This is a genomic window from uncultured Helicobacter sp. (genome assembly GCF_937906905.1).
Taxonomy (GTDB): domain Bacteria; phylum Campylobacterota; class Campylobacteria; order Campylobacterales; family Helicobacteraceae; genus Helicobacter_B.
Genome location: NZ_CALERY010000025.1, coordinates 1 through 24,341 on the forward strand (window position 1 = coordinate 1; position 24,341 = coordinate 24,341).

Consider the following 24,341-nt stretch of genomic DNA (forward strand, 5'->3'; position numbering starts at 1 on the left):
GCAAAGCAGGACTTAGCTACAAAGACTTAAACCTCACAGCAAATCTTGGTGTGAGGTATGTGTTTTAGAATCTAGCTTTTGGGATTGGGGGGGATTGTGGATTGTTTTAGCTGGGTTTGGCTACACTTGTGGGGCTTGCGCAAGGGTTGTAGTGTAATAATATTGCCATGTGCTAGGCATGCAATCACTAAACCAAGCAAACCACCTAAACTAGTCTCAAGGGAGAGCCGTGGAGTTTTCGCCATTTATCGTTCGCGGTGCGCTTGATTTGCATGCTATGCTACAAAGCGAGTGCCACAAACGCAATCTCTGCGAAGCAGATTTGCAAATCTCCCTCCAATCGCGCACGCTTGCTATCATCAAAGAATCCACCCCCATAGAGCCTAAAGCCCCAGAATCCACCCTCCACCAGAATCCACCCCCTCACGCGCCAGAGTCCAGTGCAGAATCTGCATTGCTTGATGAGCGCTACTTCAACACCAGCGGCTATACAATCCAGCAAATCTGCGAGCTATTGGTAAAACCGCGTGAAAGTATTGAGAGCTTCCAAATCTCCCTTAGCGATGAGCGAGATAGGGCGTTTTTACACTGCGATGATAGCTTTATCGCGCTAGAAGATGGGGCGGAGGAATTTTGCGCGCTTGTGTTTGCCAAGCTTGCACTGCTTGGGGTGATCTTGCGCGATTTGGACGCGCTTCGTGCGCGATTGCAGCAAATTATCGCCCATATTCGCACTACGCCTAAAGCCAAAGCTAAGCCTATCTGTATCCTAGAAAGCACGCATTTCACCCCGCCAAAGCCCATGCGCTTTGTTTTCATGCCAAAGGTTTGCTATGAGCAAACACATGCTAATAAGCCAAAAACACTTTATGCTAATGAGCGATTGCGCCAGTGTGGGCGTGTGGAGGAGGCATTCTATGGGGTAAAAAAGGGCGAGCTAGTAGGGGTATATGAGTTTGGGGATTGCGGGGTGGCTGGGCGAAATCTGCTTGGGGAATACATCTGCGCACAAGAAAAGCCTAGAGAGAAAATCATTCCTACAAATCAGCCAAACATTAGCTTCAAAGCCTATGAAGATAGGATTGAGTATTTTAGCCAGATACAAGGCTTCATCGCGCTAAATAACCAGCACACCGCGCCATTTGCTGCGCTTTGTGCGCCGTATTTTAGCGGGGAAAATGCAGGGAGCGATCAGCCTGACACTGCCGCGCCTGCCCATGCTATGCTAGAAAATCATGGAAAAAACCATGCAAAAGACTATGATAAAAGCTTTGATGGAGCGGATCTTTTTTGCTTTTTCACTCCGCCTTCTGGCGCACTCAAATCCACCAACACACCTCCGCTGCTTGGTGGCGTGGAGGCACATATCGCACTTAGCGTGGAATCTAGCGATAGTAGCGTAGATGTGCTAGGCGATGGTGTGTATATCGAAGCCCACAGCCTTGAAATAAGCGGAAATCTAGGAAGTGAGACGACAATTAAAGCAAAACACCTTGTCCTCAATGGTGCTAGCCACAAAAGCTCCCAGATTCTCGCTCAAAGCGCCAAAATCCTAACGCACAAAGGCTTGCTCATCGCCCAAGAATGTGTGGTAAAAAATCTGGATTCTGGCTTCATCTATGCCGATAGCGCGAGAATCCAAGAAGCCAACGCCAGCACAATATATGCAAAATCTATCTCTCTCCAGCGCGCGCGCAATGCCAATGCTTGCCACTTCTCTCATCAGCTCCACATCGATGAGATCCCCCAAAAGCGCGGCGATGATAATATGCTAGTCTTTGACATCTGCGCTAATAGCGCATATCGCGACTATCTAGCACAAGCTAGAATCTACCACGCCAAAAAGCTCCACACCCTAGAGCAGACGCGCGCATGGTGCAAGCTGCTCGCTCCAAGATTTGAGCAAGCCCAGCGGTTTTTATACAAAATGCAAGGCTTCACCAAGCCCCAGAGAGAAATCGCGCTAAAAGAGCCAAGCTTCAAGCTGCTTTTCACCCAGTCGCGCGCCACTTATAAGCTCTATAAAACCCTGCTTTTGCGAGAATCAAGCCTTACGCAAGCTCTAGAGAAGCTAGAGCACTCCGCGCGCCACCTCCAATCTCATCTCGCGCACGCTACAATACATATCGGGCATGTTGGGGGGTTTGAAAACTATGCGCTGCTGCACTCCTGCTCGCTCACGCCAAGCGCACCGGCAGACCCAGAACAAGTGCGCGCACATGCGATGAGCCATGAAGAGCAATTACTGCTACAAGTTGGCAAAAGTGCGCATATCATCATAGAATCCATAGCCCACGCACCAGAATCTAGCGCAGATTCTAATGCGAGCCAGCACACCCCCAAACTCCACATAAAGGCAGTAGAATGATTCGCGCACTTATTGGTAAAATCCACAAACTAGACACCATGGCAGTAGAGTTTAATGTCCAAGACACAATCTATGAAATCCACATTAGTGTCCAAACAAGCTCCAGGCTCCGCGCCCTACTAGAATCCAGCGCAGCATCAATCTCGCAATCCACGCAAGTAGATTCTGGCAAAATCGAGCTGCTCATCACGCATATCATTCGCGAGGACGCGCAGCTACTCTTTGGCTTCCTTGATCCCTTGGAGCGTAGCACATTTGAGCGACTGCTCAAAATCAATGGCGTAGGCACCAAAGTCGCACTGACAATCTTAAGCACCTTTAGTGCTAAGCAGTTTCTTGAAATCATCGCAAGCAAGGACATCAAGCTCCTGCAAAAAGTCCCGGGCGTTGGCGCAAAGAGTGCGGGCAAGATTCTCCTAGATCTGGCGGGATTCTGTAAAGAAGTGCTAGAATCTAGTGCAAGTCCTACAAGCCCTGTAAGTGTGCCAAATGTGCCAAGCAGCCATGAAATCACAAGTGCGCTAGAATCCCTAGGCTACAAGACCACCGAGATTAAGCGTATCCTCCCTCAAATCCAAGCCACCGACACCCAGAGCGCGATAAAAGAAGCGCTGCGACTACTTTCACGCTAGATTTTGCCTAGAAATATGTATAATATCCTCCAATCCCAATAAAGGAGTCTCCATGCAAGACCAAGCCCACAGCTCAACCTCCTCTCCTAATGCTTCGCCCACATGTAGCGCAGGCACGATGAGTCCAAATCAGCACTTGCCCAATATGCCTAAGTGGAATTCATTTGACACACGCTGGATGCTTTCACTCTTTGGCACGGCTGTGGGGGCAGGGATTCTCTATCTGCCTATCAAGGCTGGGCTTGGTGGATTCTGGCCTGTGGTGGTGATGTGTTTTATCATTTTCCCTATGGTCTATCTTAGCCACCGCGCTCTTAGTCGCTTTGTGTGTCAAGCTAGCGGGAATGACAGAGACATCACCCATGCAGCAGAAGAGTATTTCGGGCGCTGGGTGAGCGTGTTTATCTCTATTCTCTACTTTTTTGCGATTTTCCCTATTTGTCTGGCGTATTGTGTAGGGATCACTAACACATTTGAGAGCTTTATTTATAACCAGCTTTTGCCGCTGCTAGATTCTAATGGGAGCTTGGCTGCTTTTGTCAGCTCTATTTATACGCTCGAGCTTAATGACAAAGGCACGCAAGTTGCGCATTTACTCCCATTATGGCGTGCGATTTTGGTGCTTTTGGGCGTGAGTAGCTTTATGCTTGTTATGCTCTTTAGTGAGGAGTTTATCACCAAAGCTTGTGAATGGCTCGTCTATCCGCTGTGCGCGATTTTGTTTATATTCTCGCTCTATCTTATCCCGCACTGGAATATGGAGAGCTTCTCCTATATCCCAGCGACAAAAGAATTTCTCACAATCGTGTGGCTCACACTCCCTGTGCTAGTCTTTAGCTTCAATCACTCTCCTGCGATTTCGACATTTTCGCTTAGTGTCAAGCGTGAGTATGGCGAGCACTCTGTCGCTAAGGCAAACCAGATTCTCCTGCGCACTTCTGCTATGCTGCTGCTGTTTGTGATGTTTTTTGTGTTTTCCTGTGTCCTCTCGCTTAATCCTGCCGAGCTAGCCGATGCCAGGGCACAAAATATCCCTGTGCTTTCCTACTTTGCTAATAAGCTTGATAATCCTTTTATCTCCTATGGCGGACCACTAATTGCGTTTCTTGCTATTACAAGCTCATTTTTTGGGCATTATTTTGGAGCTAGAGAGGGCGCGTATGGGATCGTGCGTAAATGTTGCAAGCTCGCAGGCAATGAGAATCCAAATCTAAAAATCATCGCTATCGCCAGCACAAGTGTGATGTATATCATCATGCTCATTGTCGCGTATATCAACCCAAGTGTGCTGGGCTTTATTGAAGATCTAGGCGGACCAATCATTGCGGCAATTCTTTTTCTTATGCCAATCATCGCTATTTATAGTGTGTCAAAAATGAAGCGCTTTAAAAATCCAGCACTTGACGCATTTGTCTTCATCACAGGGCTTTTAACGATTTTCACCGTAGTGTATAAGCTCCTATGAGTAGTCTTAGCCCCTGGAGCAACCTTAGCATCTGCAAAATCGGCGTAGGTCCCTCCTCTTCGCACACGCTGGGACCACTCATCGCAGGGAATAGATTCTGTAAGCGCATAGAATCTAACCTTGATTTGATTGAGCGTGTTCGCATTACGCTGTATGGCTCGCTCTCCCTCACAGGCAAGGGGCATTTGACCCATAGGGCGATTCTCTGGGGGCTGGAGAATCTACAAGCCAAAACGCTTACCAAAGAGCTTCAAGCTGCCACCATAGCGCGCGCAGATAAGGAGCATAGGCTTAATCTCTGTGGGCGCAAGCTTGTAGAGTTTGACCCAGAGCGCGATATTATCTTTAGCCAGGAGTTTCTTCCGCTACATGAAAATGCGCTCACAATCCAAGCCTTTGGCAGCTCTGGTGCAGATACTAGAGAATCTAGCACAGATTCCAGTAAGATTATAGAATCCATTACCTACTATTCCGTAGGCGGTGGCTTTGTAAAATCCCAACAAGAGCTCGAAGATGAACGCAATGGAGGAGGTGAGACAGATGAGCTAGGAGAGGGAATGTTTGCCATAGATTCTGCCACAACCGCGCTCTATCTCTGCGATGAGCATGGCTGGAATCTCGCCAAGCTCTCCTTAGAGTATGAGAAGCAGTTCGCGCCGCAATCCACTATCCGTGACTACTGCCTAGAGATCTGGCAGACCATGCAAGAAGTCTATGCGCAAGGCACACACCCCACCGAGTCCTATCTCCCGGGCAATTTACATCTAAAACGCAGGGCAAATGGACTCTATGAACGCTTGCAAATCACCAGCGATCCGCTAGGGATTATTGATTTCATCTCGCTCTATGCCATTGCGATTGCCGAAGAGAATGCTAGTGGCGCACGCGTGGTAACTGCGCCCACAAATGGCGCATGTGCGGTGATCCCAGCTGTCATGCTCTATCTCAAAAACCACACCATAGGCTTTAATGACGATAAAGCCGTAGATTTTCTTCTCACTGCTATGCTAGTAGGCGCACTTATCAAGAAAAACGCCAGCATAAGCGGTGCAGAAGCAGGCTGTCAAGCAGAGATTGGCTCGGCTAGCTCCATGGCTGCTGCAGCGTTTGCCACTGCGCTTGGTGCTGATGCGAAAAAGTCCTGCAACGCTGCTGAAATGGCTATGGAACACCACTTAGGGCTGACTTGTGATCCTGTCATGGGGTTGGTGCAAATCCCATGTATCGAGCGCAATGCCTTTGGTGCGATTAAGGCTATCTCGGCTGCACGCATGGCGATGACGCGCAAAAGCACACCTAAAGTCAGTCTCGATGAAGTCATAGTGACCATGTATCAAACCGGTAAAGACATGAATGCCAAATACCGCGAGACATCACTTGGCGGGCTTGCCACACTCTCAAGCGTGTGCTAACCTTCAGTATCCAGACGCCACGAGAGAGACTCTTTGGGGCTATCATCTCGCTCTTCCTGAGTGGCGCGCTTACAAGGTGCGACCAGCGCGGCTACAAGGTGGATTCTAGGATTCAAAGCTTGGAGTAATGGGCTATCGCCAATTTCACCTGTGTCTATGGTTAGGTCAATGATGTTTATACCACATATAGAATATGTTTGATGTATCTCATCAATGATAAATGCCAATAAACTATGGAGCTTGTCATAAATGACTTCTATCTGTTAAATTTTTTTGGGGCGTTGCGTGTGCTATAATCCGCACGCTGGTTTAGTGGCGGCTGCTCTTTATGCGCTATAAAGAGAGGAAAGTCCGAGCTACAAAGACAGGATTCCATTTAACAAATGGCTAGGGCGACCTAAGGGAAAGTGCAACAGAAAAGAACCGCCAAAGCTAGATTCTAGACTAGAATCTAGCTTGGTAAGGGTGAAAAGGTGGGGTAAGAGCCTACCGATTTTGCAGCAATGCACAATGTCAATGCAAACCCAATCCGTAGCAAGAAGAGCGTGGTAAATGTCTTAAATTTGCTCTTTGCTTGAGATATATTGTGAAATATATCCTAGATAAATAGCCGCCCTCGACAGAACTCGGCTTATACTAAACCAGCGCAAATCCACACAGAACTCCGCCAGATCTCTTGCTATCTCGCCCATACATTTTGACCACCACAGCGATTATCTCGCTAGCACTGACAAATCTGCCACATTGCGCTACAATACCAAGATACCCACACCAAGGACACGCATGCCAACCCTACACATACAAACCCCCTCCGCTACCTATCCTGTCATCATCGACCGGCTTTTGCATGATGAGCGCGCACAAATCCAGCACCCTGGCAAAGTCCTGCTTGTAAGCAACCCCAAAATCGCTGGGCTCTACTTGCATAAAATCCTGCCCAAAATCCGTGCAAGTGAAGTGTTTGTCTGTATCGTGCCAGATGGCGAGGTGCACAAAACCATGCGCACGATTGAGCAGATTCTGGAGTGTGCTTTTGCCCACAAGCTTGATCGAAAATCGCTCATGATAGCGCTTGGTGGGGGCGTGATTAGCGATATGGTGGGCTTTGCGAGCGGGATTTATGAGCGTGGGATTGAGTATATTTCTATCCCCACCACGCTTTTGGCGCAAGTCGATGCCTCTGTGGGCGGAAAATGTGGTGTCAATAATGCCTATGGCAAAAATCTCATCGGGCTTTTTCACCAGCCAAAAGCTGTGTATATCGATGTGGATTTTCTCTCCACACTTCCGCCGCGTGAGCTACGCGCTGGGCTTGCGGAGGTGGTGAAAGTGTTTGCTTGCTTTGATTCTGGGGCATTTGAGAGACTAGAGGCAGAATCTAGTGCATGTGATCTTGGGCTAGATTCTAGGGCTAGTGGGCTAGTGCCTTTTATCCAGCGAGCAATTGAGATAAAAGCCCAAGTCGTGGAGCAAGATGAGCGCGAGAGCGGGATTCGCGCCGCACTAAACTACGGACACACATTTGCACATGTGATTGAAAATCTCACTAATTATAGGGAGTTTTTACACGGCGAGGCAGTGGGGATTGGCATACGCATGGCAAACGCGCTATCCCAGGAGCTTGGAATCATGAGTGAGAGAGAATCTAGGCGGATTGATTCTCTGCTAGATAGGCTTGGCTTGCAGCAGCGCTATAGCGTGCGTGATGTGGAGGAATTCTACAAGTGCTTTTTCCTTGATAAAAAATCCACCAACAACACCCTGTGCTTCGTGCTTGCTCGCGGAATTGGGGGGTTTGAGTTGCGGAGTGATGTTAGTAAGGAGCAGCTCTGCAAAGTGCTAGGAAAGTTTGCATAGATGAGATTCTAGCGCAGAATCTCCTAGAATCTAGCAGGTGCAGGAGAACTTCCTGCTAGATTCTGGTGCAAAGCAAATCCCATAGCGAAGTTAGATTCTATACAAATCTACTTGCAAATTTCTGCTACAAAGCTCGCCACGATAAACCCACTTCTATCAATCTCGCACAAAAATTTCTTAATCTCTCCATCTCCCACAATCACAGGCGATATAGCATTGTTTGGCATAGTGGCGATTCCTAGCAGGCTGCCAGATTTGGCGAAAAACGGGCGCCCGAAAATGATTGGCTGCTCATCTTCTATCGGGAGCTTTTGTGGCTGGGCTTTCGTGCGATTTTGTGGGGTCTTGCTGGTGTTATTGGCGCTGTCTATGGTAAGCACGCTGATATTTGGGTTATCAAATGTCGTGGTTACTGAGTAGTAGTTGTGATCTTTGGTGGATTTTGGTGTGCCTTTGTGCTTGGTAATGTCATAGGCTTGGGAGAGAATTTTGCTGTGATAGTAGCTCTGCGAGCGTAGATTGCAGTGGTCATCTGTGTAGGCAGAGACTTCAAAGAGCGCGAGCCCTAGAATCTTATCCACCGCCTTTAGCCGCAGCTCTGCGACACAGATGAGATTCCCAGCACTTTCATCGCGCATTTTTAGCAAGATGTTTTTCGGGTAAGCTTGCGCGCTGTGGGCAAGCTGGGCAGATGTGAGAAAAATCTGCTCTGGTAGCAGTAGCCCAAATCCACTGCGGAAGCTTCCATCATCAAAAGACACCATGACAAGCCCCACGGACTTAATCCATGGGAACTGCTTTTGCACCGCGAGAAAATTTTCAGTCTCCTGTGTGGTTTTCTCTTGAGATGTGTTTTTGGTATCTGTGGCTGCTTCGCTAGCATTAGAATCCCCACCGAGATCCCCACGCGCTGTATCTGTGCTAGAATCTGGTTTATGCACTTGCGCTGCTTGTGTATTGGCGCTACTTGATTTATCACTTTGCTTATCCTTAGGAGCGTGATTAGATTCTGTATGTTGTGGTGGATTTTGAGGGAGAAGCTCTAGGGGATCATCGAGATCAGATTCTGAGCCCACAGCCAGACTTGCTCCTGCACCGCAGATGAAAACGACTGCGAAAATGCACTTGGAAAGACATCTATAAAGGTGTTTTGGGATTCTAGCTATGGCTGTATGCACGCATTTACTCCTGCTTGGATATTCTGCATTATTTGGTTTTCAAGCATTTGTAAGCATTTTGCGCTCCAAGTTGTATAGAAGCTGCATGGAAGCTGGCAGGTTTGTAGGGATTTCATGCGGATTATTGTATGATTTGGCTTCAAATTTTACTCTGCAAAGGACTTTTATGGGCGGATTTATGCACACTCTCCACACAATAAGACGACGATATAAGCTTATGAGCAATCTTGATAGATTGCCCTATATTCAAGGTGCACTAGCCGATCCAAACGGGCTTGGTGGCTTGCAATTGCGACTACATAATGCCGGCGTCCCAGAAAAATACTATGGTATTTTCTACACGATGTTTGCGCAAGGTGTGCGCGCTCTACGGGGGGGGGGCGAACTAGAACGCGTTAGCTTTTTGGCTAAAAATAGCGATTGCAGCGGCGATTCTGCGCTCACTACCACTCAAGGTAGCTCCCTTGAACGCCAAAGCAAAGCACCATTTTTAGCCCAAAAATCTTTCCGCGAGCGACTTCAAGTAGAATCCATTTTTCAGCAAAGCCACGATTCTACCTCCACAATCTTAGAATCCAAGCGCAGTAGTGAAAAGCAAAAGTCGCTAGAATCTACGCCCATTTGTATCGATGGCGGTGCGCATGCTGGGCTTGTGAGCGATATTATTCTTTATTGTGGTGGGGTGGTGCATAGTTTTGAGCCAAATGCCTTGCTCCATACAATCCTAGAGTCCAAATACCATGCCAACCCAAATGTCATCTTGCATCATGCTGCTCTCTCGCACGAGACGGGAGAAGTGCGCTTCTATGTCTATGATGATATCTCACAGGGTAATCGCATACAGGGTGCGAGCGACCCTTCCCACACCCAAAGTGCCGCTAAACAATACAAAGTCCCTGCGATTGACTTATGCGCATATATCCAAACACTTCTCCAAGAGCATGAGCGGCTGTATTTTGTGAAGCTTGACATCGAGGGCGCAGAGTTTGATATTATGGACAGGCTTTTGGATATGAAGCTTTATGAGAAAATCGACTATATCGCGTGCGAGACGCATGAGCGATTTTTCCATGATGGCAAGGCTAGAATCGCGCGTTTGCGCGAGAAAATCACCAAGCATGGCGCGACTAATATCTTGCTAGATTGGATTTAGACCGCGTATTGGCAGCCCCAGGCAGATCTTGTGCGCACGCTCCAAGCGCAAATGCAGACAAAATAGGGTATATTGCGCAGTTTAGCCTAGAATCATGGAGACAATTATGCAAAAACTTCTGCTCACAATCCATGGTATGTCTTGCGCGGCATGCGTGCAAAACATCGAAAAATCTCTCAAAAAACAGCACCTCATCGAGGATATACAAATAAACCTCATCACCAAAACCGCCCTCATCACACCAGCGCAGCAGAATCCACAAGTAAAATCACAAGAGAGTGCCACCACGCAAGGAGGCAAAATCCAAGAAGAACAAATCCAAGCCGATAAGATTATAGAAGCTATCAAAAAGCTAGGCTATAAGCCAGCTCTCCACAATCCCCACAATCCCCACAATCCCCACAATCAGCAAGCTTCTTTTGCTCCACAGATCAAAAATCCCTCACAAGTCTCTGGCTTCTCTCTGGGTGCAAGTCCCGCGAAAATACATAGCCTAAGCCCAGCAAAATTAACACAACAACCAGCACAGACCCCCACAAGCCCTGCGAAATTTGTATCCCTAGGTGAGCCAGCCACCCCAGAATCTAATCTGCTGGATTCTGCCCCGCATGCTCTCTTGCACACTATCCAGCCCTCCCCAGAATCCAAGCACCCCCTAGCACGCGCTATTGATAAGCTCAACGAGCTAAATGATAGACTGCTTACCACGCCTGTGCGTCTTGGGCTTAGTGCGTTGTGCGCTGGCGTGGTGCTCTATCTCTCTATGCTACCGATGTTTTTTGACTCTATTCTTGTGGCGCCATTTGATGATATGCGTGTGAATTTTTCAGCCCAGCTGCTTTGCTCGCTTATAAGCATGCATGTGGCTAGGGAGTATTATTTCAAGGGCTTTGCCGCGCTATTTGCCAAGACGCCAACGATGGACTCACTCATTGCCATAAGCACGAGTGCGGCGTTTGTGTATAGCGTGTATGTGTTTTGGCTAGGGCATGGTGATGATGGTGGGCATTGGTATTTTGAGAGTGTGTGTGTGATTATATTGTTTATCCTGCTGGGCAAATCCCTAGAATCCAGCGCCAAAGACAAAACCACAGCAGTGATAAACGCCCTCCTCCAGTGCAATCTCCCCCAGGTGCTACGCTTAGATTCTCGCTCGCCACAATCCAGCGCCCAGCCAGTAGAATCCACTATCTCTAGCCAGGATATTGCCATAGGTGATAGGCTTAGGATTCTACCTGGGCAGATGATCCCAGCTGATGGCGTGGTAGAGGAGGGTGAGGGCGATGTCGATGAGTCCATGCTCACAGGCGAGAGCCTGCCAGTGTATAAGTGCGCAGGCGATAGGCTCTGTGCCGGGAGTCTAAATACCAATCGCGCACTCATTATGCGTGCCACAAGCACCAGCGCTCAAAGCACCCTAGGTGCGCTTCAAGCTCTAGCGCTAGAAGCCATGAGCTCCAAACCCTCTCTTGCACGCCTAGCCGATAAGATTGCAGCAGTTTTTGTGCCAGCAGTGATTCTCATTGCGCTTGTGGCATTTGGGCTGTGGGCTTGGCTAGAGGGCGTGGCGTTTGGATTTTCAATCTTTATCAGCGTGCTTGTCATCTCCTGCCCTTGTGCGCTTGGGCTTGCGACGCCCATGGCAGTGATGATAGGCACAGCATTAGCAAATAAACATGGGATATTTGTGCGCCAGGCACAGAGCTTTGAGAGTCTGCGTAAGCTCTCGCATGTCGTTTTTGATAAAACAGGCACGCTTACCCAAAGCACGCTAGAAGTCGTAGGGGTGCAGAGCTATGATAAAGGCGCAATGAGTGAGAATGAGATTCTAGCCCTTGCTGCTGGGCTAGAAAAGGGTAGCGAGCACATCATTGCTAAAGCCATACTACAAAAAGCGCAAGAGACATTGCCTGGAGAGAATCTACCAGAGTTTGGTGGATTTGATGCGCTAGCGGGTGTGGGTATGCGAGCGAGCTTGAAGCAGGATTCTAGGGAGTATCGTATCGGCAGCAAGGAAATATTCCAAAATGACACACAGGTGCAGCATAAAGCACTCCAAGACTTTTGGCAGACTCCGGGGCATGAGCAGCATATCTGCGTGTATCTTGGGCGAGAATCTAGCAGGAAGTCTGGCGATAGCTCCCAAGACCCCTATGCAAAATCAAGCTATGAGATTCTGGGGGTGATTTTCCTAGCTGACTCGCTAAGACCCCACGCCCAAGCTACGATAAATGCGCTAAAAGTGCGCGGAATCACGCCTCATATCCTAAGCGGTGATGGGGAGTCAAACACCGCTCAAGTCGCCAATACCCTAGGCATAGCCCGCTACAAATCCCACGCTAGCCCCCAGGACAAGCTCGCCTATATCCATGCTCTGCAGCAGCGCGGCGAGGTGGTGATGATGGTGGGCGATGGGGTCAATGATGTGGGTGCGCTCATGGCGGCGGATATCTCGCTAAGCTTCAGCCATGCTAGTGATGTGAGCAAGAATGCCGCAGATATTATTGTATATCATGACGATATCGCTCGACTTGACACACTACTACGCCTCTCTGGCGACATCACGCGTAATATTAAGGAGAATCTATTTTTTGCATTTGTTTATAATGTGATTTGTATCCCGCTGGCGTGTGGGGTGGCGTATTATCCTGCTGGGATTTTGCTAAACCCTATGATTGCCGCGTTTGCCATGAGCGCGAGTAGTATTTGTGTCGTGCTAAATAGCCAGCGTCTCTGGCGCTTTGGCAACAAAGGATAGTATATTCCCCCACCTTGCAAATGACGATTTTCATAACAAAATTGCCCAAGACCTAGAATCCTACAAAGCCCCAACAGACTATAAATGCCATATGTTTAATGGCACATTGAGTCATATAGACATAATTATTGATAAATTCACTAAGCAAACTGAAATCGCTATGACTCCCACTTGGGAGAAAATGCCCTTTGACTACGATAAAAAAGCCACGCATATCCCACCAAAGCCACATAATTTAGCCTTAATGCAAAAAATCGCCACAGCACTCGCTGGCAAGTTTTCTTATGTGCGGATTGATTTATACGAAATTGATAAGCAAATTATCACAGGCGAACTGACTTTCACGCCCACAGGTGGCACGGATAGATTCTCTCCTGTGCAGTGGGATAGGAATTTGGGGGATTTGTGGGTCTAATCACGCGCGCATTTTCCAGCGGTCGCCAAGGATATGATCCCACTCTTGTGGGCTAAACTTATCTGTCCCACAAGCAGGAGTAAATGTCATCTCTCCAAAAAATACCGCAGAATCTATCTCATACAAATCCACACGCACATACGCAAAAGGCTGCGATAATAGCGAAGCAATTTGCTTCATAGTGGGCAAATCTTTTGGCGGTGGTGGGAGTGTGGCAGCTCTTTTTTCATAGTCAAATGGGAGCTTTTGCCACTGGTCATCTAGGGCGATTTCTTCTTGATGGACAAATCGCCCCCTAATCACTTCTATATGACTCAATGTGCCATTAAACATATGGCATTTATAGTCTGTTGGGGCTTTGTAGGATTCTAGGTCTTGGGCAATTTTGTTATGAAAATCGTCATTTTCAAATAAGGCTAAATGTAAAAGTTATCATGAAATCGAGCTAGCGTATGCCACTTTCACTGAATGCTCCATAGCGCATGATTTTTTCATAACGCTTTTGCAGATAATCTTTATCACCTTGGATAGATTCTAAGCTACTCAAGAAATACTGCTTAATCGCCTGTGCAGCACCCTCTCTGTTTCTATGCGCACCACTTAGGGGCTCTGGGATAATATCATCGATTAGCTGGGCTTTTTTGAGCTCATCAGGAGTGATTTTCATCGCCTTTGTCGCGGACTCTATCTTGGCAGGGTCATTCCACAAAATAGCCGCACAACCCTCTGGAGAAATCACGCTAAAGATAGAATACTGCATCATGGCAAGCCTATCAGCCACAGCGATAGCAAGCGCGCCACCACTGCCCCCCTCTCCAATGACGACAGAAATCGTAGGCGTGCGCAGAGCGGCGAACTCTTGGAGATTCTTAGCGATAGCCTCACTCTGCCCGCGCTCCTCTGCGCCAATCCCCGGATACGCCCCAGCAGTATCGACAAGCATAAGGATAGGGAGCTTAAACTTTTCCGCGAGCTTGGCAGCTTTAAGGGCTTTGCGGTAGCCTTCAGGATTTGGCATACCAAAATTTCTTGTGATTTTGTTTTTTGTGCCTCTACCCTTCTCCTCGCCAATAACCAGCACAGGCTGTTCATCAATCCTGCCTATCATACACACGATTGCTTTGTCATCACGAAAATGTCGATCCCCACAAATCTCATAAGCATCTTTTAAAAGTAGCTCGATGTAATCAAGCGCATAAGGTCTATCTGGGTGGCGAGCGAGCTGGAGCTTTTGGTAATCACTCATGTTACCATAGACTTTTTTGAGCTCTTTTTCTAAGTCTTTTTGTAGAATTTCTTTAGCAGCGGTATCTCCGCGCATGGAAGCCATATCAATATCATCTTGAATGCTCTTAATTTGTCGCTCAAAATCCAAATAAGTCGCCATGACTACTCCGCTGCTACGATATAGTAGAATCTATATTTTCTTAAAGATTATGACACCATTTGTCCCACCAAAACCAAAGGAATTGCTCATTACTGCGTTGATTTTGGCTTGTCGTGCGACATTTGGAATATAGTCAAGATCACATTCTGGATCGCTATGCTCTTGATTGATTGTAGGAGGGAGAATGCCAGCTTGCATAGCCATTATAGAAATAACCGCTTCAATCGCCCCAGCAGCACCCAAGCAATGTCCAATCTGTCCCTTTGTCGAGCTCACAGGCGGGACATTATCCTTTCCGCCAAAAACCTTTTTCAACGCCATTGTTTCAAAAAGGTCATTATACGCAGTGCTAGTGCCATGAGCGTTGATATAGTCGATTTGCACATTTGCCATAGAAAGTGCAGCTTTCATCGCACGCGCCGCACCCTCGCCCTCTGGAGCAGGGGTTGTGATATGATTGGCGTCGCCACTTTCACCAAACCCAGCCACCTCCGCATAGATTCTAGCCCCGCGTGCTTTAGCATGTTCGTATTCCTCTAGCACAAGCGCTCCAGCGCCCTCACCCATGACAAATCCACTGCGATCTTTATCAAATGGACGAGAAGCTTTTTCTGGCTCATCATTACGCTCAGAGAGCGCTTTCATCGCGGCAAAGCCCCCAATCCCCACAGGACAAATGGTGGATTCTGCACCGATGACCAGCATTGCATCTGCGCCATTTAGCATGATTGTTTTTGCTGCCTCATTGATCGCATGTGTCCCCGCCGCACAGGCTGTAACACTTGCAAGATTTGGACCTTTTATGCCAAACTCTATAGATGTAAAACCGCCCAGCATATTTACGAGCGCAGAGGGGATAAAAAACGGCGTAATACGCTTAGGACCCTTGTCAAAGCAAGTGATGGAGTTCTTCTCAATATTGCCAAGCCCACCAATCCCTGCTCCAGAGCTTACCCCAAAGCGGTCGCCAAGTTCTTCTGCACAGCGCCCGTCGCTTCCTAGCAGACCACTATCACTCATCGCTTCCTTGCTAGCTTTAAGCCCTAGCTGAATAAAGCGATCAGCCTTTTTTACATCTTTGGGGTTTAGGACATCTTCTGGGTTAAACCCATCTATCTCACCTGCTATGCGCACGGGAAATTCGTTGGCATCAAAAGAAGCTATTCTCTTTATTCCGCATTTTCCTTCCACAATCGCTGCGAAAGAATCCTCTCTATTGAGTCCAACTGCATTGATCATACCAATACCCGTAACAACTACCCTGCGCATATCACTCCTTACATAAATTTGCACCACAAACCCAGATATGATTCTCTAGACTCTAAAAAGCGGGCTGTGCTAGCATAAATTGGGATCCAAATCTCTCCAAATCATCGCGCAATCACTGCAATACCAAACTCTCTACAAAGAGCTGGCAAGCAAACTAAGAATCCTAAGACAAGGCATGAACAACGCAAATTGCCTAAACATAGCTTAGTATGATTGATGATTTACGGAGATTTGGGCTATTTGTTTGCTTCGATAAAGGCTACAACATCACCGACTTTTTGGATTTTGTTTGCTTCTTCATCTGGAATCTCTACACCAAACTTCTCTTCAAGTGCCATAATAAGCTCGACAACATCTAGAGAATCCGCGTTTAGATCCTTTACAAATTCCGCTTCAGGTGTTACTTTGTCAGCTTCTACGCTAAGCTCTTTTACGATCACTTCTTTAATCTCGTCAAACAATGCCATGAAATACTCCTTCAAGTTTTGGTAATGTGGGATTCTAACAAATTTTTTTTAGAAATCACCTTAAAATTACATATACATAGCATGCGCACAACATCTACTTATGAGATATACGCGCGCTACATATACATGCCACCATTGACCTTGAGCACTTCACCTGTGATGTAGCTAGCGCTATCACTTAGGAGAAATGCCACTGCCTCTGCGACCTCCCGGCTCTCACCAAGTCGCCCCAGTGGGATACTTTTTTGATACTGCTCTTTGACCTCATCGCTGAGTGCTTCTGTCATCTCGGTTTGGATAAACCCAGGTGTAATGCAGTTAAATCGCACATTTCTGCTCGCGCCCTCGTAGGCGAAACTTTTGCTCATAGCAATCATGCCTCCCTTGCTTGCAGCATAGTTTGTCTGCCCCATATTGCCACGCTCACCGATGATAGAGGCGATATTGACAACCGCTCCAAAGCGCTGCTTACTCATGATCTTAAGCGCTTCTTTGCAACCAATAAAGCTTGAAGTGAGATTCGCGTCGATGACTTTTGTGAAGTCTTCTAGCTTCATGCGGAGTGCTAGCTTATCGTTTGTGATGCCAGCATTATTGACGATATAGCTTAGCTCGCCATCACTTTGCACGATTGCCTGAAGCCCACGCACGAACGCTCCCTCATCTGTTACATCAAACTCTACAACCGCCGCCTTACCGCCACTAGATTCTATCTCTGCTTTAAGCGCATCGGCAAGCTCTGGCTTGGAGCGATAATTGATCCATACCTTTAGCCCATAGCCTGCTAGCACTTTTGCGATTTCCGCACCAATCCCGCGTGATGATCCTGTGATTAAGACATTTTTGCCACTAAATTTCATACTTAACTCTCCTTGCGATATTTCTGCGCGCCAACATGCTGACACACAGGATTAAGGTGGTAAAATCCTAGCAAAACTAGACAAATACGCCTAATTTACCGCCCAGCTATCGTATGTAGGGTTAGAATCTACAGAATAATTCAAGATTCTAGTGGTTGCTTGAGGGCTTAGATTTTGGATTGTTTTTTGCTTGGTATTTGCAATAATCTACATCGAAACAGGGAGTGGTATGGGAATGGTTCTGCGAGAGGGTTCATCGTTATGGCGTTTAGTCCTGGTTTATGGGTTGCTTGGAGCAGTTGTGCTAGGGATTAGTGGGTGCTCACTATTTGAATATGTTCAGCGCAAAGCGACACAAGGGAATCTTGTGGGTGAGGATTGGTATGTGGAGAAAATTGTCATCGATGACAATATATTCTATGCACCACAAGTGCTTGCCGCTAGTGCGCAAGACCAAAAGGATAAGCCAAACGCCAAGCTAGAGGCAAATAGAGCAATACATTTTGATCCAGCAGAGCTCAAGATTGTCCAAGCTTCGTATGATAAATCCCGCATTGACGAAATTGCACAAATCGACGAAACCGCCACGCTGAATTTTGACACGACACAGGGTAGAATTTCTGGACAAAGTGGCTGTGGTTCGTATTTCGCAAGCTATGTATGGAGTGATAGAAATCATATCAATATAACCGCCGGCAGCTCTACACGCAAGCTTTGCTCGCCCAGTGAGGTTTCACGATTTGAATTCCGCTTTATCCGTGATTTAGAAGGGGCATTTAGGGTTGTGCAGAAAAAAGACAAACTTATCCTAGAAAATACCAAAATTGCCATCTATCTCTACCGCAATCAAGAAAAGCAAGACAACCAACCAAAAGAGTCGGCAAGGTAGATTTGCTTGGTAGATTTTAAGGCAAATGATGAATATACTGCAAAAATACAGGGAGTATAGCAGATGAAATCACCTGCACTTACCTTATTTATTCTCGCGCTTTTCGCCCAGATTCTAGTCGCACAAGCACGCCTAGAATCTTCTATAGAGATCCCGCAATCCGCACCTAGAATCTTTGCCAAATGTGTAGCATGCCACGGAGCAGATGGACAGACAATCGCCCCTGGCACGCGAGGAGAGACAAGGATTGCTGGGCTACGCGAAGAAAAGATCATCGCCGATCTCAAAGGCTATCGAGCGCGATTTACTGATAATGGCGGGGCAAAAAGCATTATGTATATCCAAGCCCAGAATCTAAGCGATAAAGAGATTCTTGATCTGGCGCGCTACATCTCCTCGCTGCCTAAATATTCACCGCCCACAACTTCCCCTACACCCCAAAACACCCAAAAATAGCCTATCTACAACCACCCTGCCAATAGCGCGAAATCTGCCCAAACCCACAAAACTTCACAAGTTGCGTCAGCTAGATTCTGCATGCTTTAAGATTCTGGGTGCCAAGACTAATGATGTATAGCCATTGCTATAAACTGCTGAAGCTAAAAGACCAATATAACCCTAGCCCACCACTTCGCCAAAGAGCGATCCCCCCTCATTACGCATAACTCTCACGCGCGCAAATTCGCCAAGATCAAGCTTGCGCCCATCAATGTGGATTAAGCGGTTGTTATCACTGCGCCCTTCGCTAAAGCAACCTCGCTCATCGCTAAAGACATTTTCCACCAAGACTTCATATTCTTTGCCAATATCGGCTTGTGCTTTCTCGCGCAGAATCTCTCTATGCCGCTCTTGCAGCTGGCTCAAGCGCTTTTGGGCAATGTCTTTTGGCACAGAAAGGCTCTTGTCAAAGTCAAATGCGCGCGTATGTGGGCGCGGTGAGTAGATAAAGCTATAAAGTGTATCAAAGCGTACTTGCTCTAGCACATCAAGCGTGTGGGCGAAATCTTCATCGCTCTCCCCGCAGAATCCTACGATAATATCCGTGCTGATTCCCACATCTGGCACGAGTGATTTTAGTTTCTCCACGCGATTGAGAAACCATTCTTTGCTATAGCCGCGTCGCATAGATTTTAGAATCTTGCTTGAGCCGCTTTGCAAGGGGATATGGATACTTTTGCAAACTTTTGTATTGCGCGCAAACTCGTGTAGAAATTCATCGTCCATATGCAGTGGGTGGGGCGATGTGAAGCGGATACGCCTAATCCCCTCTACTCTCTCTAGCTCGCGCAAAAGTCCAGTAAAATCAATGGGCGCATGCTCGGTGGAGAATCGCACACCATAGTTATTGACATTCTGCCCTAGCAGCAGTAGCTCTTTTATGCCATTTTGCGCGAGTTTGCGTGCTTCAGCAAGGATTAAATCAAGCGGGATAGAGATTTCCTTGCCCCTTGTGTGTGGGACAATGCAGTAGGCACAGGATTTATCACAGCCTATGGAGATATTAAGCAGGGCTTTGACCCCGCTAGATCGCACGCCCTCAAAGGCATAGAGGCTATCATCATAGTCAAGATCTACTTCTACTGCCTTTGGCTTGTGGATTATCTGTGTGATTTTAGAGATATTGCGCGCTCCTAGCACAAAATCTACATGCGGACTTTTGCGCAAGATCTCGCCGCCCATATGGCTTGCTGTGCAGCCACAAACGCCAATTTTTGCCCCTTGTTTTTTAGCCTGCGCGTATTGACCGATTTCTGAGAAAAGCCTGCGCTCTGGCTTCTCGCGCACTGAACAGGTATTGATGAGAATCAAATCTGCCTCGCTAGAATCTGCAGTAAGCTCATAACCCTCTTTAGACTCTAGCTCGGCAAGCATGTGCTCGCTGTCGCGCTCATTCATCGCGCAGCCAAGGGTTTGGATAAATACTTTCATGCTGGCAGTGGGGTATTAGAGGATACGGAATTCATAGATAAAGTCTTTGGCATCAAGTCCATAATGCACTTCGCCCATATAGACGACCTTACCTTTAGATTCTAGGAGTTTTTTGGCTTTTTGGAGGGTTTTCTGGCTGTTTTGGCGATCGAGATAAATTATCTGCAGGCTCTGGGTTGGTTCTAGCAGACTCTCCATAGCAACACTTTCCCTGCTTGTCTGCCCCAAATCCATAGGTGCGAGCAAGAGGGTGTTGGTGTCTGTTTGGGCGGATTTTTTGGTGGATTTAGATTCTGCTTTGGCTTCCATGGTGAAGTAGCTCCTTAAAGTAAGTTTTGGGACATTGTAGCTGGATTTGGCTTAAAAATCTGCTATAATGCGCCCCACTTCTTAAGAACCCCACAGAATCTCCCCCATGTAAGATTTTGATACTAACCAGAAAGGAAGCAAATGGAAAAAATCGTGGATATAATCGAGCTTATCGCTTGTGAAAAAGGACTAGAGCCACAAGTCGTCTCACAAGTAGTCAAAGACACGATTATCAAAGTTGCCAAAAAGCAATTTGGCGAGGAGCTAAACTACATCGTTGAGGAAGATGAGAAAAACCGCACATTTAAACTTATCCACTCTGTCATTGTGTGTGGAGATGATGATGAGCGCGCCACAAATGAGCCGCAAAATTTCATCACACTCTCTCATGCCAAGGAAGCTTCAAATGATGTCAATATCGGCGATGAAATCCACCATGAAATAAGCTTAGAAAACATGAGTCGCAACGCGGTAAATATGCTGTTTTTAGATTTGGAGTTCCATATCCAGCGCACGATTGAGAATCAGCTTTTTGCGCAGTTTAAAGAAATGCTTGGCAAGCTTGTGAGCGGGCAAGTGATTGCCATTGATGAGCAAGAGAATACCTATGTGGAGATTCAAGATATTCGCGCTGTGCTTCCACTTAAAAACCGCATTAAAGGCGAGAAATTTAAAGTCAATGACACCATAAGCTGTATCGTCAAGCATGTGCGTTTCCATAGAGACGGAATCTATGTCGAGCTATCTCGCACCACGCCTAAAATGCTTGAAGCTCTGCTGGAGCAAGAAGTCCCAGAGATCAAAGATGGCGAAGTCATCGTGCAAAAATGCGCCAGAATCCCGGGCGATCGTGCCAAAGTCGCTTTGTATTCCACAAGTCCAAGAATCGACCCCATAGGATCAAGCGTGGGGACAAAGGGCGTTAGAATCAACGCTGTAAGCCGCAGGCTTAATGGCGAAAATATCGATTGTATCGAGTATTCTGCGATTCCAGAGATTTTCATCTCTAAAGCTCTAGCCCCAGCGCAAATCATCGCAGTAAAGATTCTCTCCAACACCGAGGAGGAGAAAAAGGCGCAAGTAAGCATAATGAGCGATCAAAAAAGCAAGGCAATTGGCAAAAATGGTGTAAATATCCGCCTAGCGTGTATGCTCACAGGATTTGAAATCGAGCTTGTAGAAATCATCAAAGAAAAGCCAGCCGAGGAAGACAACCAAGAAAACAGCGAAAATACAAAAGAAACCAAGGTGGGCATCGACGCGCTAGAATCGCTTTTCAAAGCATAGGCTAGAATCTATCTCTCCAAGCTCTCGTTTGTGTATTGCGCGCTGCTAGTGCTTTTAAAGACATTTTTACATTATGTGCATTATAATTTGCAAATTTAGCGTTGAAGGTTTTGCATGTTTGGAAGTATTTTTGGCTTGATTTTTGGCACTCGTAATGACAAGCTTATCCGCTCCTACCAAAAGCGCGTAAATGCGATAAATACACTAGAATCCACTTTTGAAACACTAAGCGATAGTGAGCTACAAGAGCGATTTAATGCGTTAAAAACGCGCGTGCAAGATGATGGGGAGAGCTTAGAATCCGTGCTAAATGAGAGCTTTGCTATCACTAGGGAAGCAGCCAAGCGCACGCTTAATATGCGGCATTTTGATGTGCAGCTAATCGGTGCTATGGCGTTGAATGATGGACGCATTGCCGAGATGAAAACAGGCGAGGGCAAAACTCTTGTCGCCACGCTTGCAAGCACGCTTAATGCTTTAGTGGGTGAGAGCGTGCATATCGTAACAGTTAATGACTATCTAGCCAATCGCGATGCGAATGAAATGCGTCCGTTGTATGAGTTTTTGGGCTATAGTGTGGGGGTCATTACCGCTGGTGTTAGCGAAGAGGAGCGGCTGGCTATGTATGGCTGCGATATAGTCTATGGCACAAATAATGAATTTGGCTTTGACTATTTGCGCGATAATATGAAATACGACCTTAACCAAAAGGTGCAGAAATCCCACTCTTATGCCATTGTCGATGAGGTGGATTCTATCTTAATCGATGAGGCACGCACACCACTTATCATCTCTGGTCCGGTTAATCGCAAAATGGAGCATTACACCACAGCAGATTCTGTGGCAAAGCAGATGAAAGCCGAAGAAGACTTCACAATCGATGAAAAAAATCGCGTGATTTTAATCACAGAAGAGGGCATAAAAAAGGCAGAAAAGCTCTTCAAAATAGAAAATCTTTATAGCATAGAAAATGCCGCACTCTCTCACCATCTCGATCAAGCTTTAAAGGCGAATTTTCTCTTTTTCAAAGATAAAGACTATGTGATCCAAGAAGGCGAAGTGGTGATTGTCGATGAATTTACCGGGAGATTATCGCAGGGCAGGCGATTTAGCGAGGGGCTGCACCAAGCCCTAGAAGCGAAAGAAAAAGTCGCCATCAAAGAAGAGAGCCAAACGCTAGCGGATATTACTTTCCAAAATTACTTCCGCTTGTATAGCAAGCTCTCTGGTATGACAGGCACAGCCCAGACAGAAGCGAGCGAATTTCTACAAATTTATAACTTAGAAGTTGTCTCAATCCCCACAAATCTCCCTGTGCAGCGCAAAGATTTGAATGATCTCATCTACAAAAGCGAGCGCGAGAAATTTAATGCCGTGCTTGCTAAAATCACAGAGCTTTATGCCAAAGGGCAGCCTGTGCTTGTAGGCACAGCAAGCATTGAAAAAAGCGAGCTTTTGCACAATCTCCTAAAACAAGCCAAAATCCCCCACACCGTGCTTAATGCCAAGCAGCACACAAAGGAGTCTGAAATCATCAAAGACGCTGGGCTGAAAGGCTCTGTTACCATTGCGACAAATATGGCGGGGCGTGGCGTGGATATTAAGATTGATGATGAGGTGCGTGAGCTTGGGGGGCTTTACATCATCGGCACAGAGCGGCACGAGAGCAGGCGGATTGACAATCAGCTGCGCGGGCGATCTGGGCGGCAGGGCGATCTGGGTGTGAGTCAATTCTACCTAAGCTTAGAAGATGGCTTGCTAAGGATTTTTGGCAGCGATAAGCTTAAAGGCATTATGGAGCGACTTGGGCTAAAAGAAGGCGAGCATATAGAATCCACTCTTGTTACACGATCAGTCCAAAATGCGCAAAAAAAGGTCGAAAATCTGCATTTTGAATCCCGCAAGCACTTACTAGAATATGACGATGTAGCAAATGAGCAGCGCAAAAATGTCTATAAATTCCGCGATGAGCTGCTGGATTCTAGCTTTGATATGCGTGAGCGAGTGGAGCAAAACCGCCTAGCAGCCTTGCAAGAGTGTTTCGATCAAGCGCAAAGCCATAGCCAAGGCGATATGCAAGCAAGTGTGCAGGCGTTAGAAAAAATCCTGCAAGAAGAATTTAGCTACCAAAATCTATGCCAAAAGCTAGGAGATGATATTGCAAATGACATTGATGAAAGTAGCTTGCTTGAGCAAACCAACGCACTTTTAGCAAAAAGCTATGAAGAGAAAATGGCAGCGGCAGGAGAGAGCCGCAACGAGATTGAGCGCATTATCTATCTGCAAACGCTCGATACACTTTGGCGCGAACATCTCTATGCAATGGATACGCTAAAGACAGGGATCTCTCTACGAGGATACAATCAAAAAGATCCGCTTGTGGAGTATAAAAAGGAGAGCTATGGTCTTTTTATGGAGCTTATCGAGCAGGTAAAAACCCAAGCGATAAAGACTCTACACATTATCCAAATCAAAGAGCCAGAATCCACCAAAGCTCAAACACAAGAAGTCCTAAGCGATCTAGCCCAAACAAGTGATGAGCTGCACTACAATAGCCAAGCCATAGAGCAGAATCTTGCGCAAAATGATCTTGGTGTTGGAGGAAAAAAGATCGCGCGCAATGATCCTTGCCCCTGTGGAAGTGGGAAAAAATACAAGCTCTGCCACGGCAAAAGCGGACCCAAAAAAGGCATGCTAGCTCAATAG

The 24,341-nt window shown here is 46.9% G+C and carries 21 protein-coding genes and 1 other RNA gene; 13 read left to right on the forward strand and 9 right to left on the reverse strand.

What is annotated here, in order from left to right; genetic code table 11:
• The first annotated feature begins 229 nt into the window (after window positions 1-229).
• From Q0171_RS06360 to Q0171_RS06375, 4 genes are all read left to right on the forward strand, one after another.
• Window positions 230-2,368: a hypothetical protein gene (locus Q0171_RS06360; RefSeq protein ID WP_299327947.1), complete on the forward strand. Its 2,139-nt coding sequence runs from the start codon at window positions 230-232 to the stop codon at window positions 2,366-2,368.
• On the forward strand, window positions 2,365-3,000 hold the full coding sequence (gene ruvA, locus Q0171_RS06365; protein WP_299327949.1) for a Holliday junction branch migration protein RuvA: 636 nt from the start codon (window positions 2,365-2,367) through the stop codon (window positions 2,998-3,000). The genes Q0171_RS06360 and ruvA overlap by 4 nt, the downstream gene beginning before the upstream one ends.
• 145 nt (window positions 3,001-3,145) lie before the next feature.
• Complete coding sequence (locus Q0171_RS06370; RefSeq protein ID WP_299328042.1) at window positions 3,146-4,465, forward strand: aromatic amino acid transport family protein; 1,320 nt, start codon at window positions 3,146-3,148, stop codon at window positions 4,463-4,465.
• Window positions 4,462-5,877, forward strand: coding sequence for an L-serine ammonia-lyase (locus tag Q0171_RS06375; protein ID WP_299327951.1), 1,416 nt, complete (start codon window positions 4,462-4,464; stop codon window positions 5,875-5,877). Before Q0171_RS06370 ends, Q0171_RS06375 begins: the two co-directional genes overlap by 4 nt.
• On the opposite strand, the gene Q0171_RS06380 is transcribed toward Q0171_RS06375, so the two are convergent.
• Window positions 5,874-6,104, reverse strand: a complete 231-nt coding sequence (locus Q0171_RS06380; protein ID WP_299327953.1) for a hypothetical protein — start codon at window positions 6,102-6,104, stop codon at window positions 5,874-5,876. The two genes, Q0171_RS06375 and Q0171_RS06380, sit on opposite strands and share 4 nt — an antisense overlap.
• 76 nt (window positions 6,105-6,180) lie before the next feature.
• On the opposite strand from Q0171_RS06380, the gene rnpB reads away from it, so the two are divergent.
• Both rnpB and aroB read left to right on the forward strand, forming a co-directional pair.
• Window positions 6,181-6,527: RNase P RNA component class A (gene rnpB / locus Q0171_RS06385), an RNA gene on the forward strand.
• A 133-nt stretch (window positions 6,528-6,660) separates the two neighbouring features.
• Window positions 6,661-7,734 carry a 3-dehydroquinate synthase gene (gene aroB, locus Q0171_RS06390; protein ID WP_299327955.1) on the forward strand — a complete coding sequence of 358 codons (1,074 nt, stop codon included), beginning with the start codon at window positions 6,661-6,663 and terminating at the stop codon, window positions 7,732-7,734.
• A gap of 107 nt (window positions 7,735-7,841) precedes the next feature.
• Here the strand turns inward: aroB and Q0171_RS06395 are convergent, their stop codons facing one another.
• The gene (locus Q0171_RS06395; RefSeq protein ID WP_299327957.1) at window positions 7,842-8,810 is read right to left on the reverse strand and encodes a hypothetical protein; all 969 of its coding nucleotides are present in this window, start codon (window positions 8,808-8,810) and stop codon (window positions 7,842-7,844) included.
• A 268-nt stretch (window positions 8,811-9,078) separates the two neighbouring features.
• Between Q0171_RS06395 and Q0171_RS06400 the strand changes: the two genes are divergently transcribed.
• The 3 genes from Q0171_RS06400 (at window position 9,079) to Q0171_RS06410 (ending at window position 13,238) form a co-directional block, all read left to right on the forward strand.
• A complete protein-coding gene (locus Q0171_RS06400; protein WP_299327959.1) occupies window positions 9,079-10,065 on the forward strand; it encodes an FkbM family methyltransferase in 987 nt (328 codons plus the stop codon).
• A 106-nt stretch (window positions 10,066-10,171) separates the two neighbouring features.
• Window positions 10,172-12,823, forward strand: coding sequence for a heavy metal translocating P-type ATPase (locus tag Q0171_RS06405; RefSeq protein ID WP_299327961.1), 2,652 nt, complete (start codon window positions 10,172-10,174; stop codon window positions 12,821-12,823).
• On the forward strand, window positions 12,807-13,238 hold the full coding sequence (locus tag Q0171_RS06410) for an ATP-grasp fold amidoligase family protein (protein ID WP_299327963.1): 432 nt from the start codon (window positions 12,807-12,809) through the stop codon (window positions 13,236-13,238). The genes Q0171_RS06405 and Q0171_RS06410 overlap by 17 nt, the downstream gene beginning before the upstream one ends.
• Here Q0171_RS06410 and Q0171_RS06415 read toward each other — a convergent pair whose 3' ends face one another.
• From Q0171_RS06415 to fabG, 5 genes are all read right to left on the reverse strand, one after another.
• Entirely contained in the window at window positions 13,239-13,622 is a 384-nt protein-coding gene (locus Q0171_RS06415) for an ATP-grasp fold amidoligase family protein (RefSeq protein ID WP_299328044.1), read from the reverse strand. It abuts the gene before it with no gap.
• A gap of 61 nt (window positions 13,623-13,683) precedes the next feature.
• Window positions 13,684-14,625: an acetyl-CoA carboxylase carboxyl transferase subunit alpha gene (gene accA / locus Q0171_RS06420; protein ID WP_299327965.1), complete on the reverse strand. Its 942-nt coding sequence runs from the start codon at window positions 14,623-14,625 to the stop codon at window positions 13,684-13,686.
• A 30-nt stretch (window positions 14,626-14,655) separates the two neighbouring features.
• Window positions 14,656-15,894 (reverse strand): beta-ketoacyl-ACP synthase II, encoded by a 1,239-nt coding sequence (locus Q0171_RS06425; protein WP_299327967.1) that lies wholly within the window; start codon window positions 15,892-15,894, stop codon window positions 14,656-14,658.
• A gap of 236 nt (window positions 15,895-16,130) precedes the next feature.
• Entirely contained in the window at window positions 16,131-16,361 is a 231-nt protein-coding gene (gene acpP / locus Q0171_RS06430; RefSeq protein ID WP_299327969.1) for an acyl carrier protein, read from the reverse strand.
• Between the two features lie 116 nt (window positions 16,362-16,477).
• Complete coding sequence (fabG, locus tag Q0171_RS06435) at window positions 16,478-17,221, reverse strand: 3-oxoacyl-ACP reductase FabG (RefSeq protein ID WP_299327971.1); 744 nt, start codon at window positions 17,219-17,221, stop codon at window positions 16,478-16,480.
• Window positions 17,222-17,450: 229 nt separating this feature from the next.
• Between fabG and Q0171_RS06440 the strand changes: the two genes are divergently transcribed.
• Together Q0171_RS06440 and Q0171_RS06445 are read left to right on the forward strand one after the other, a co-directional pair.
• A complete protein-coding gene (locus Q0171_RS06440) occupies window positions 17,451-18,110 on the forward strand; it encodes an META domain-containing protein (protein ID WP_299327973.1) in 660 nt (219 codons plus the stop codon).
• A gap of 63 nt (window positions 18,111-18,173) precedes the next feature.
• Window positions 18,174-18,566, forward strand: a complete 393-nt coding sequence (locus Q0171_RS06445; protein WP_299327976.1) for a c-type cytochrome — start codon at window positions 18,174-18,176, stop codon at window positions 18,564-18,566.
• Window positions 18,567-18,728: 162 nt separating this feature from the next.
• Here Q0171_RS06445 and miaB read toward each other — a convergent pair whose 3' ends face one another.
• Together miaB and Q0171_RS06455 are read right to left on the reverse strand one after the other, a co-directional pair.
• Window positions 18,729-20,039 carry a tRNA (N6-isopentenyl adenosine(37)-C2)-methylthiotransferase MiaB gene (gene miaB / locus Q0171_RS06450; protein ID WP_299327978.1) on the reverse strand — a complete coding sequence of 437 codons (1,311 nt, stop codon included), beginning with the start codon at window positions 20,037-20,039 and terminating at the stop codon, window positions 18,729-18,731.
• 15 nt (window positions 20,040-20,054) lie between these two features.
• Window positions 20,055-20,348, reverse strand: coding sequence for an HP0268 family nuclease (locus Q0171_RS06455; RefSeq protein WP_299327980.1), 294 nt, complete (start codon window positions 20,346-20,348; stop codon window positions 20,055-20,057).
• Window positions 20,349-20,489: 141 nt separating this feature from the next.
• On the opposite strand from Q0171_RS06455, the gene nusA reads away from it, so the two are divergent.
• Together nusA and secA are read left to right on the forward strand one after the other, a co-directional pair.
• Window positions 20,490-21,635, forward strand: coding sequence for a transcription termination factor NusA (gene nusA, locus Q0171_RS06460; RefSeq protein WP_299327982.1), 1,146 nt, complete (start codon window positions 20,490-20,492; stop codon window positions 21,633-21,635).
• A 114-nt stretch (window positions 21,636-21,749) separates the two neighbouring features.
• Entirely contained in the window at window positions 21,750-24,341 is a 2,592-nt protein-coding gene (secA, locus tag Q0171_RS06465) for a preprotein translocase subunit SecA (protein WP_299327984.1), read from the forward strand.